Here is an 11,604-nt window from a genome sequence, read left to right as displayed (position 1 = left end):
CATAACTCTTTAAATCTCAGTATACCAGAAAACGTTATTTTACTATTTCAACCCGCCTACAGTCCGGAAGTAAACCCCATAGAAAGACTGTGGGGATACGTAAAAGAACAATTGAGATGGTTGAGATTTGACCAAATAGAAGAGTTGAGACCAGCGGTGCAAAAAGAGTTAAATAAGTTGACGTTGGAAGTTATTGCTTCTTTGACGGGATGGAAATTTATTTTAGAGGCTCTATCTGTAGCAGTAATTTAGGAAATTGGTATAATGCCTCCCATCTTCTACGCTGAATCTGTCGATAGTTTTTATCAATTTCTTTGATGGTCGAGCACAGTAACCTACATTCAAAAAACGCCTGGGCAGACCATCAATGCAGTACCCTCAGAACGTTAAAATTCTGAGTAACTCCTCGATTAAATTCCCTGAAAATCTTGCCATCGTAACAGCCAACATCCACAGAGATGCAGCGGGCAAGCGAAGAACTGTCACGGTGTGTAGAATGCCTCATGGTCGTTATTCACTTCCTTGTTAATGGATGATGGCCTATGGTCACCGACAGCCAGTGAAGAGGGTAAAGCCATCGGCATTGATTTGGGACTGCTTGATTTTGCTGTCACGTCTAACGGCTCAAAGTATCAAAATCCCAGACACCTCAAGAAACACGAACGCAACCTCAAACGAAAACAGCGTCAGCTATCTCGTAAAAAAGATAAGACGAGTAACAAACGTCGCTTTCGCTTGCGCGGGCTGTTGCCAAACTCCACTCAAAAATAGCCAGAGTACCTGCGTGATTTCCGACATAAACTATCCCCTAATACCAATTCTCTAAATGCCGACTACAGATAATGCCTCCAGTATATATTCTCTCCCAATAATTGAGGCAATTACTTCTAAACCCATCTTTTCAAGTTGCTCACTAATTAAAATCCGCAACTCCTCTAAGTTTTTTGGTAATTTCCATCTCAACCCTTTTTTAAGATATTGCCACACCTGTTCAATTGGATTTGATTCGGGACAGTGAGATGGTTGAAACATTAAAATAATATTGTTGGGTATTTTCAATTTTTTCTTTTTATGAAAGCCTCCATTATCCAATTTAATAATCAAGATACTATCGGCAAAGTTCTGGGCTACTAACTCTAAAAATATCTCAAAGCATTGACTATTTAGATGGGTGAATTCATAAAATAAATGCTCTCCAGTTTTTGGTTCCACTACCCCATATATATATGTTGCCTGAAATTTCCCTTGTACCTTCCCTATTGGTTTTACGCCCCGTGCCGTAATTTTTCTCCCACTAATTGTCTTCAGCCCTATCCGCGTTTCATCTTCATACAAAAATCTCACCTTCTTTCCCAAACCCATTACTGTTATTGCCATCCAACTCAGCATTGCTATGTTCTATAAAAAGTTTTTTTAAAATTATCTAATCTTTCTCGCTGACTGTTCTGCGCTGCGCAAGTCTCGCTATTTTTGGTGAAGCTTTTAGTCGGTAATGCACTAATCTGTGCACGGTTTTATAGTTGGCTGCTCTGCCTAGCTTTGACTCTAACCATTGACAAATTTCGCCATAGCTATTAAATCCTTCTTCTAACTTCAGTCTTTTTTCTAAGGCTTTTTCTGCCCACTGAGGAATTGTTTTTTTCCGCCCTGTACTAACTTTTTTAGATAATAACTTGGACAGTCCTCCTTGACGGTATTCGGCTAACCAATTTTGTAGGGTGACTCGATTTCTCCCTACTATTTCGGCCGCATGAGTCACACTGAGAGCTTTTTTCGTTTTCAGTAAGTACAATACTTGTAGTCTTTCTTTCTCGGAACCAGTTTTTGCCTGTCCGAGCAATTGTTTGAGTTCGACTTCACTTTCTCTGATTTCTATTTTACAAACCCCTGCCATATTTTTTCTCGCGCTCGCGTCAAATTAGAGTTGACACCATTTGTAGTCACAATTTCAAGAATTGGTATAAGATAGTCAACGAAAACCAGGTTATTGTTGTCGAAAATCTGGCAGTAAAGAACATGGTCAACAACCACAATCTAGCTAAAGCAATAAGTGATGCGGCGTTGGGGAATGATCTGCACCATGCTCAAGTACACAGCAGAGGCAGAAGGAAAAGTTTACCTAGAAGTAGGTAGATTTTGCCCTTCGTCACATTTTTGCTCAAATATTTTTTGCCAATACCAAAAATGGATCTATCAGTCCATGAATTTGACTGTCCCCACGGCCAATCGCGACACGATAGAGACATCAACGCGGCGATCGACATCAGAAACGAAGGCTTACGGATATGGGCGTTGGGAACCAGCGTTAGTGCGCTTCGACGCAATGTCAGACCAAAACAGTATGGCCACAAGTCCACTGCTGCCGAGGATGTTGCCCTTGAATTGGGAAGCCCACATCATAATGCGTAGCAGTTGATGTGTTGTAGTTCACATATTAAATTTTAAGCTGTTATCAAACCCGAAAGGACTTGCTGCAGATCGGAAACTACCCGATCTTGCTCGTCTCCCCTCTCCTGCACCCGATCGAGTTCACCCGCCACCGCTTCAAGCTTTTGGCGCAGCGCGTTCAAATTGTCCTGCACGGGCTGCAACATTTCTTGATAAACCTTCACCCGGCCCCAGAGTTCTGCCACTGCACCTTTCTGGTTGAACAAATTCTGCTCGAACTGCTTGAGTTCGTAGCGTTTCGCCTCACCTTCCCCATTTTGGCGGTTGACATTTGCCTCTATTTGGGATATGGTCTCCCGCAACTGCTGAATTTCGTTTTCCAGTCTTTGCAATTCTTGGCTTTGTTGCTGCCGCTGAGTATTGAGCTGTGCCACGATCGGGCCCAACTCCATATCTCCTCCTTGTTTTGGAGCATTAGCAGTACCCAATCGCCGCCACAGCACCGCCTGATGCTGCTTCAAAACATCTTCCCGTTCCTGCAACCGGAGGCGCTGTCCCACCAGAGTTTCGTTCAACATCTGATAACTTTCGAGCTCATCTGCCATTTCATTTTCCAAAGCCATGCGATCGTACTCGCTAGCAGCTTGAATTTTCCTTTGCAGCTCCTCGATTGTCTCCTTCTGCAGAGTCAACTCCTCCTCTTGATCGTTAACAAACCGGAACACCTTTTCCAAATCGTGTTGCAGGTGTTGCACCAGCGCCTGCAACTCCTCAACGGGCATCTTCTCCAGAGATGACACATCTACTTTCTGCTGCGTACCCCCAGGACCCGAAGCAGATGCGAGCCTGGAAAGTTGCTGGTAAAGATCCTCAATAGCCCGCACCTGTAAAGACACCGACTGAGCCTGGTCCTGCTTAGCGCTGAGGGTACTTTGCTGCCCTTTAAGATCCGCCCGAGCCCCGGCCAAAGCATCTTGAGATTGATACCACTCCTGCCAGCGGTTTTGGAGGCTCTGATTTTGTCGATCGACCTCTTCTTGCTGCTGTTGAGCTATGCTGCGTTTTTGCTCCAACTGCTGCCAGTGCTGATCGAGAATTGCCTGCTGAGCCCCCACCGCACCAAAAGACTGATTCAGTTGTTCCCGCACCCCTTGGGCCGAAGCAATTGCCCCTCCGAGCTTCTGCATCAACTCCTGAATCCTTTCGGTCTGCTGCCGATCGACCACCGCCCCCTGCGGAACCTGAGACTGCTGCTGGGCCACCCGCTGCTGCTCGCCCCGCAACTGTTCCCAAGCCGTCTCAATTTCCACGCGGCTGCGATCGACCTCTTCTCGCAGTCGGTTAGCTTCATCTCGAGTATTTTCTATTTCCGAGCGCTGAGCCTCCAGCCGCTCCAACTCGTCTTCCATTTGAGCCAACTGCTCTTCGCGGGCTTGCATTTCCATTTCCCGGCGATTGAGTTCCTGACTCGAAAACGTCAGAGAAGCCTTCCACTGTTCAATTTCCTCTTCTTTATCCTTAAACTTGTCCTGCAAGCGCGAGAAATTTTGCAGAATGCTCACCAACTGGCGGGCGGCCTCCTGAATCCGCTGCACTTGCTTGCTAGCGCTCAACTCCACCAGCACCAGCGTGCCGTCGTTAAACTTATTAGCTTCCTCAACTGGGATCGCGTCATCGCCTGGTACGGCGCTCCAATTGTGTTCGCCCCGCTGACAAGCTAGCAGTTTCAGTTCAGCCTTACCGCCACCGAGACCAAAGCCGCTTCTCTGTTTTTGTACTTCCGCTAGATACAGCACACTAATAGTCCTCTGCTTCGTAAAACCTATCCCAACTTACTTTAAGCTACTTAAAGGCCTAAAAGATAAGTGGTGTTTACGTACTACGCTGTTGGGTAGACGGCTAATCCCAAGATAAGTAGGCTATCCCCCGATTGCCAAAGGTTCTCAAGTAAAGATAACACTGCGTGCGATCGGTAGTCAACTTACCTAAAGTAAATAAGTATAGGCAAGTAAGGATAACTTTTTGCCACTTAAGTTTTACTCGCGTGGTGTCCTTTGCCCAATCCGGGGATAGCATTTTTTCCTAACTATAGCAGCACTCACCCATAGCACTGCCTCACGGGAGAGCGTCCAGAAAGCACGGCCGCCGCCCTTCTGGACGAATGAGACAGCAGTATCAATGCCGCTTGATTAAAGACTAGCAAAACTGCCGGGACACCCGATCGCCCAAAGTTCAAAAAAGTTAGTCCGTCAAAAACTTTCTATTGATTGTACCAGGCTTTAGTTGCGGGTCGATCGTGAGAAAAGCCGGAGGCTGCCCTCAAGGCTCCGGCCATCCTCCGGCGGACTAGGGATTTGAACCGCACTGCCTTAGAATAGGGTAATGACGCGAGCCTATGACGCGAGCCTCCGGCGAGCAAAAAGGTCGATCGGCAGAGAGGGTTTTCCTGACAATTGCCAACAAAGGTTCATTTTGACGGCACCTGATTATAGGGCTGTGGCAAACCCAAAAAAAACCTCGAGCGCAACTCATCCAACCCAACAGACTAGCCTCAAGTTCCCATCGGGGATCGCTCGGCACTTGCTGCCCTGTTGCAGCGGTAAAACCAGAGAATCCTTGGTATTTTGAAGTTGACCTACGCAAAGATGTGTTGGATAAACTGACGGCATACTCAGCCAAAAACTTCAAAACTTTGGCGCTTGAAGACTTGAACCAGTCGGGAAGGCCAGCGTTGCACACTCGATATCGCCCGTGCAATTGTGCTTCGAGGATTCTACGAGTTTAGGCAACGCCGTGGGAATACAAGGTGAAACTCTACACTTAGAGAATGCCGCGAGTTTCGCGGTTTCAGCTTGTGGACTGGTAGCGCGGCCGGAGATCGGCAGCAAGTATCGCCCGGAGAGTCAATTCCCAATTGTCAGAGCGGCGCCATCGCGTAAATTATTGACGGAAACTAAAGTCAATCTTTGCGCCAGCACACAGTCTTTCCGAGCTCAGACGCCAACGGTTTTAAGGAGGACACTTTAGCTGCATGCAGGGAAATTTGAGTGAAATTGACATCCGCAGCATCCTGCAACTGATTGAGTTAGGTCAGCGAACCGGAGAACTGTTCGTAGAGGCCTACACCTCCACCGGCAGCAGCACGGGTACTCAACCTACCCCGCGCTCCCTTGCAGGACAATCCTGGTATGTCTTCTGCTTCAACGGTCAGATTATTTACGCTACCCAGAGTGCGGGGAGTTTGTTTCGCCTGCGCGACTACCTGCGCCGCTACAAAGCAGATACCGCCCTCGACAAAATCCAAGTTCCCTATATGGCATCTACCAATGCCCCAGAATACGGCTACCTGTGGGCCCTGCTAGAAAACCACATCCTCACCCCAGCTCAAGGGCGCAACATCATCCACAGCATGATCCACGAAACCCTATTTGACTTGCTCAGTCTCCACCAGGGTTCCTTCACTTTTGAAATGGGCCCTGGTTTGGCTCCTCAACTGACCAGCTTAGAAATTAGCTCGCTGCTGACCAAGATTGTCAAACAGGTGCAGCAGTGGAAGCAGTTTCACCCTCACATTCAGTCGCCCAACCAATGCCCGGTGATTTCAGACCCCTCAGAGTTGCGAGTCGCGCTCCCTGTCAATACCTTTAATACTCTCAGACGCTGGGCCGACGGCCACACTTCGATCCGCCAGATGGCGCGCTACCTCAACCGAGACGTGGTGACTGTCGCTAAGGCAATTTACCCTTTCGTGCAGCAGGGATTGGTGCAAGTATTTTACGAGCCCTCTGTTGCCCCCGCTAACAACAAAAAAGAATGGTCGTCCCCTGAAACCAAGGTTCCCAGAGTTGTCTGCATTGACGACGACAATATTATTCGCAAAACAGTCGAGTCAATTTTAAATGAACACGGTTACGAAGCTACTGCGATCGGCAATCCCCTCCAAGCCCTGAGTTTGGTTTTTCAACTCAAACCCGATTTAATTCTCTGTGACATCGCCATGCCGGAACTCGACGGCTACGAAATTTGCGCTATGCTGCGCAATTCTAGCGCTTTCCGGCAGACGCCGATCGTTATGCTGACGGGCATCAACGGATTTATCGACCGCGTTAAAGCCCGCATGGCCGGAGCTACAGAGTTTTACACCAAACCTTTTGGCGAAAGCGAGCTATTAATGCTGGTAGAAAAATATGTGGGCCCGGGCTACCCTCTGGTCAATCTATCGGAAAGATTATTAGACCGCTCGCTACAAGACGAATTAGAAGAAAAATAAATTTCGCACGCGCTGGCATTATTGGAGCTTTCTTGTACCTGCGGTTAGATCGAGTCTCGACCGCCACAAAGAGAAAGCGAGCGGCCACCCGGAGCGATCGCACCATAAACTAGAATGTATAAATCCGCGCGCTGGCATGAGGGCCTCGGTAAAACTCTGTTCAATTTCTCGACCCCAGTGGGTCTAACACGCTCAAAGTGCAAATATAATATACTTGTTCTCCACTTACAGCCACTCCGAAAAACCGATGTGCAGAGCTACTCATTGGTAGGTATTTCTGTACAAAGTCGGAGAGTGTATTGTCAGTCTTAAGTCAACGACCCTGGTCTAAAGACACGCTCGCTGCGGGCCTTTGACTTAAACCCGAGTTGACCAGACTCCGTACCTTGCGTACTACGTTAACGGTAAGAGTTTAAAGACCTACCAAGGGATGCTTGGCATAGTTCCTTGAATCGCGAAATTTAGGATTAAATAGATTTATTGGGTTAAGTCAGTGTCCTAGATATAGTACAGATCGTTAACTTTGGCGCAAGCTAACATCACCCCGCCGTCGGAGGCTATGAAAGGGAGCAAACATTATGCGCTCGCGGGTTGCTCGGTTTTCCACGGCAATTGTCAAGCGCGAAAGAGCATTACATTCATTACACCGAATCTAGCAATTCCCGTGTAATGGAAAGATTGACTCGCTTATTGAAACCGCCAGACCGTTTCCCATGAGCGCCTCTAAAGACGCGCTCGGAACCCACGTACCGATTTTTTTTGATGATTGTCGCGACACCAGCCGCCGTCAGCAACCCGTCGCTAATCCGAGTATCGGTTTAGCATTCATCGCAGAAATTACCCAGAGTTTTACCAATTTAAACGGCGGTGGGAGTACAAAGTGAAGCTTTAGGGGTTCCAAATTAATTGTTCGTAGTCGATTTGAGCTAATTTGTAAGCATTGGTAGCGTGAATTATTCATTGCAGTCAATTATTGACGGAGCAAATCTATTCCCAAGTACCTCCTGCCGTCGCGCCATTCACCCCTTGGCTGTGTCAAGCTTGGCTGTGTCAAGTTTCGACCATCGAAGTTGCGATCGGGTTCTTCGGGGGCGGGAAACGTCAACAATTTGCTAGAAAGCAGGTGTCACAATCATGATTAGCGGCAGCCCAGACTTTATATTACCAGGACTAGGCGTAGATCCGGCTCCGGAATTCCAAGAACTAGAAACTCCCGAAGGCGAGCTGCACCTGCGGTTCTACGTTCCTTCGGGGAACGAGTTCGCACTGCCGGCGACAGGGATTAGAGAGGTACTAGCCCCGTCCCCAGACCGCATGACACCAATCCCCAACGTTTCCTCTTTGCTTTTAGGTACCCTAAATATGAGAGGACGAGTGATTTGGGTGGCAGACCTCGGGCAATTTCTGGGAGACCAAACACCTCTGAACACAGACAGACCCGAAATCCCGATCGTGGCTGTGGAAGACCAAGACACGATTTTAGGGCTGGCAGTCGATCGAATTGTGGGGATGGACTGGCTCGACGTGGAGCAACAACTGGACTCTCCGAACAATGCACCAGACGGCATGATTCCTTTTCTGAGGGGAGAATGGAGATTAGGCGGACAAGCTCAGAAAGTGCTCCGACTGCTAGATCAAGTGAAAATTCTGCGCTCGGCGCGGTGGGCAGCGTGAAATCGATTTTAGATTTGCGATTTGCGATTTGCGATTGGGGTCTAACCATCAACAGTCACAGGACTTGAGGCGCGCATCTAAACTTTCAATTCAAGATAAAAATCTAAAATCTCAAATCTAAAATCTAAAATCAAAAGAGGGCGGCAAATGGCAACAAGTACCAACTTTCAGCAGGACTACCAACGGGCAGAAGCGGCCTACATGGAGGGCAATTTTTCAGAAGCCGCAGCCCTAGTTTATCAATTAGTAGAAGATTTTCCAGAAGACCCCAGCGCTCGCCTGCTGTGCGGACACATTTATTGCTATGGACTGCAACAGTATGAGGTGGCGCGGGAACAGTACACGGTTGTGCTAGGCCTGAGTGACGACCCGACTTTGGTTGAACACGCTCACAGTGGAATTACCTGCACAGACCAATTTTTATCCGGAGAACTGCCAACGGAAAATTTCGAGCCTTTGTCAGGTGAAACTCAATTGGAATTCTACCCAGACTTATCTCTCGATGAAGAGTTAGAAGACCCGGATTTGGGACTTTTCCAAGGAAATTCCCCATCCCTTTCCTATAGGAGCCAATCGCCAGACGACATGGAAAACGACGACTTGGCAGACTTGGGCATGAGCGGCTTGGAGTGGGAAGCAGAAGACATGGACGTAAGCCCCAGCTCTGTCCCAGATTTAACCTCACATTCTAACCCCTTTGCTAGCGACAGTAGCGGGATGGCAGCTTATGCTGAGACGTCCGACTCGCTAAACATGGACGAGTTTGCCGACTCGGACTTTGGAGACCCTTTTACTGCTGATGATGCAGGGTTAGATGCGGATGACGTCAAAAGCAGCAAAGTGTCTGGGAAAAAGCCACCTTACTCAGGAGATGTGTTTTCAGAAGCTCCGACTCAGATGCTCAACGGTCAAAGTTTTGCCTCAAAAGAAATCGGGAATTCCTTCGACTCGAACCAACTCGACTCCCCCAGCGGGCCGTCTGACAATTTTGGCGCACCTTTTGCAGAACTCGATTTGCCAGACGAACTCGACGATTCCTCCGACTACGACTACCAAGCCCCGCCAAGGGGCCGGCAAAATCACGGTCATAACGCACCGACAGCAGAACAGGCAGACCCCTTTGCTGAGGCGATGCCCTCGTCGGGTTTCGGGTCTTCTCGACCTCAAAACCAGCCGAATACGGGGTCGGACTACTCGTCAAACTATTCGCTGGCGGAAGACGAAACGCTGTTGATGGGAGGTGCTGTCCCCAACTCTCACTCGTCAAGGGCAAGCCGGGGACAATTTAATTCGGCCGAGAGAACCTCGGCTAACAGCAATGGTTACGGCGACTCGGAACCCCCGGCATTTGGCTCTATAGATAGCTTCGAGTTAGATGCTTTTGATGACGATGCTTTTAGCGATTCTTTCTCTTTCGAGGAAAACGAACAAGCGACAGCTTTCGGGGCGTCGGACAAGAACAGCAGCGGCTGGTCGTCAAAAGCGACGAACCCTCAAGAACACAGCGACTTTTTAGACGAATTTGACGAGTTTGACGATTTGGGCAATTTGCCGGACTTTGACATCTCAGAAGATGCCAGCAGTTCGATGCTGACTAGAGGTAATACCAATTTCGGCAACTCGACGAGCGGCATGATGGGAACGACTGGCAGCAGCCTGGACTTTGACAACAGCGATGGCTCAGCAATTCGGGATGATGAGATATTTACCATAAACGGCCCGGCTGATGCGTCAGTGTCGAGTTTTGCTCCCACAGAAACAGAAGCGGTCGATACTTCGGTGACGGTAGAACAGGGGGGACTGGCTTTCTTGGAAAATGCCCCTTTGTTTACAAAACAGTTGTACACGGCAATCGGGGCCGGACTGGTTTCTCTGGTAGCTGTGGCTTTCGTCACCAACATTGCCTCCTATCAAGCTCTGCGGCAAGACAAGCCGGAGGCGATCGTTTACCTGCGCCAAACAGGGTGGGTAATGACCGCAGCAGCAGGCTTTACGAGCTTTTTAACTTCTTGGGGCATCGGCCAGTTGATCGCCAAGCAGGTGCGCAAGTCCTCGGACAATTTGCAAGCTCAGTTCGATGCCGTAGCTCAAGGAACTTTGGACGCTCGCGCTACGGTTTACTCGGAAGATGAATTTGGCAAAATGGCTGCTAAATTCAACCACATGGCGAAGGTAATCCAAACCACTATTAGCGATACCAGGCGCAAGTCTGACGAGCAGGAACAGGCAAAAGAAGACTTGCAGCGCCAAGTGATCCGCTTGCTAGACGACGTGGAAGGAGCGGCCCGGGGTGACTTGACGGTGACTGCGGAAGTGACCGCAGACGTTTTGGGTGCGGTTGCTGACTCGTTTAACTTGACAATTCAAAATCTGCGCGAAATCGTCCATCAGGTGAAGCAGGCGGCTCGGGAGGTCAGCAAAGGCGCTACGGATAGTGCTAAGTTTGCGGGCGATTTGTCTTCCGACGCGCTGCGGCAAGCTGAGGAACTAGCAGCAACGCTGAATTCGGTGCAAGTCCTCACCGATGCGATTCAGCGGGTCGCAGAGAGCGCTAGAGAGGCGGAAGAAGTGGCCAGGGGCGCGGCGGCAACTGCTCTGAAAGGGGGCGAAGCTGTGGAGCGGACGGTGGCAGGGATTTTAGAAATTCGAGAAACGGTAGCAGAAACCACTAGAAAAGTCAAGCGTTTGGCGGAAGCTTCTCAAGAAATTTCTAAGATTGTGGCTTTAATTGCGACGATCGCCTCCCGGACGAATTTGTTGGCCCTCAACGCTAGTATTGAGGCGGCGAGAGCTGGGGAAGCGGGCAGGGGTTTTGCGATCGTGGCAGACGAGGTGCGACAATTGGCAGACCGCTCGGCTAAGTCTTTGAAAGAAATCGAACAGATCGTGATGCAAATTCAAAGCGAAACCGGCGCGGTAATGACGGCGATGGAAGAAGGGACGCAGCAGGTTATTGAGGGGACAAGATTGGCAGAACAGGCGAAGCGCTCGCTTGAAGATATCATTCAAGTAACTAACCGAATTGACGTGTTAGTGCGATCGATTACTGCCGACACTGTAGAGCAAAACGAAACAGCTCGCGCGGTGGCTTCTGTTATGCAAGCAGTGGAATTAACTGCTCAGGAAACATCCCAAGAAGCGCAGCGAGTTTCCGGTGCTTTGCAAAACTTGGTAGGCGTTGCTCGCGACCTTTTGACATCGGTGGAAAGATTCCGTGTAGAAACCGCAGAAAGACAATAATTAATTGTCTAATGCTTGTTTTGCTGGCTGAT

The 11,604-nt window shown here is 49.0% G+C and carries 11 protein-coding genes; 8 read left to right on the top strand and 3 right to left on the bottom strand.

The genetic code is table 11. The annotated features are described in order from the left end of the window. The coding region (locus tag QUB56_RS30675) for a transposase (RefSeq protein WP_332960130.1) at nucleotides 1-252 on the top strand (252 nt) is incomplete at its 5' end. Nucleotides 253-528: 276 nt separating this feature from the next. Then, nucleotides 529-771: a transposase gene (locus tag QUB56_RS30670; protein ID WP_332960129.1), complete on the top strand. Its 243-nt coding sequence runs from the start codon at nucleotides 529-531 to the stop codon at nucleotides 769-771. Between the two features lie 51 nt (nucleotides 772-822). On the opposite strand, the gene QUB56_RS30665 is transcribed toward QUB56_RS30670, so the two are convergent. Further along, nucleotides 823-1,389: an IS630 family transposase gene (locus tag QUB56_RS30665; RefSeq protein WP_332960128.1), complete on the bottom strand. Its 567-nt coding sequence runs from the start codon at nucleotides 1,387-1,389 to the stop codon at nucleotides 823-825. A 34-nt stretch (nucleotides 1,390-1,423) separates the two neighbouring features. Further along, entirely contained in the window at nucleotides 1,424-1,894 is a 471-nt protein-coding gene (locus QUB56_RS30660) for a helix-turn-helix domain-containing protein (protein WP_332960127.1), read from the bottom strand. 306 nt (nucleotides 1,895-2,200) lie between these two features. Here QUB56_RS30660 and QUB56_RS30655 point away from each other — a divergent pair, with 306 nt between their 5' ends. Further along, the gene (locus tag QUB56_RS30655; protein ID WP_332960126.1) at nucleotides 2,201-2,416 is read left to right on the top strand and encodes a hypothetical protein; all 216 of its coding nucleotides are present in this window, start codon (nucleotides 2,201-2,203) and stop codon (nucleotides 2,414-2,416) included. 25 nt (nucleotides 2,417-2,441) lie between these two features. Here QUB56_RS30655 and hmpF read toward each other — a convergent pair whose 3' ends face one another. After that, on the bottom strand, nucleotides 2,442-4,184 hold the full coding sequence (gene hmpF / locus QUB56_RS30650; RefSeq protein ID WP_332960125.1) for a pilus motility taxis protein HmpF: 1,743 nt from the start codon (nucleotides 4,182-4,184) through the stop codon (nucleotides 2,442-2,444). Nucleotides 4,185-5,419: 1,235 nt separating this feature from the next. Here hmpF and QUB56_RS30645 point away from each other — a divergent pair. From QUB56_RS30645 to QUB56_RS30625, 5 genes are all read left to right on the top strand, one after another. Continuing rightward, nucleotides 5,420-6,658, top strand: coding sequence for a response regulator (locus QUB56_RS30645; RefSeq protein WP_332960124.1), 1,239 nt, complete (start codon nucleotides 5,420-5,422; stop codon nucleotides 6,656-6,658). A gap of 713 nt (nucleotides 6,659-7,371) precedes the next feature. Further along, nucleotides 7,372-7,542 carry a hypothetical protein gene (locus QUB56_RS30640; RefSeq protein WP_332960123.1) on the top strand — a complete coding sequence of 57 codons (171 nt, stop codon included), beginning with the start codon at nucleotides 7,372-7,374 and terminating at the stop codon, nucleotides 7,540-7,542. An 89-nt stretch (nucleotides 7,543-7,631) separates the two neighbouring features. After that, nucleotides 7,632-7,796, top strand: a complete 165-nt coding sequence (locus QUB56_RS30635; protein WP_332960122.1) for a hypothetical protein — start codon at nucleotides 7,632-7,634, stop codon at nucleotides 7,794-7,796. Beyond that, entirely contained in the window at nucleotides 7,796-8,332 is a 537-nt protein-coding gene (locus tag QUB56_RS30630) for a chemotaxis protein CheW (protein WP_332960131.1), read from the top strand. The genes QUB56_RS30635 and QUB56_RS30630 overlap by 1 nt, the downstream gene beginning before the upstream one ends. A gap of 147 nt (nucleotides 8,333-8,479) precedes the next feature. Beyond that, nucleotides 8,480-11,572 (top strand): methyl-accepting chemotaxis protein, encoded by a 3,093-nt coding sequence (locus QUB56_RS30625; RefSeq protein WP_332960121.1) that lies wholly within the window; start codon nucleotides 8,480-8,482, stop codon nucleotides 11,570-11,572. Nucleotides 11,573-11,604 lie beyond the last annotated feature (32 nt).

Source organism: Microcoleus sp. AR_TQ3_B6, assembly GCF_036702785.1.
Taxonomy (GTDB): domain Bacteria; phylum Cyanobacteriota; class Cyanobacteriia; order Cyanobacteriales; family Microcoleaceae; genus Microcoleus.
This window is presented reverse-complemented; position numbering and strand designations above follow the sequence as displayed.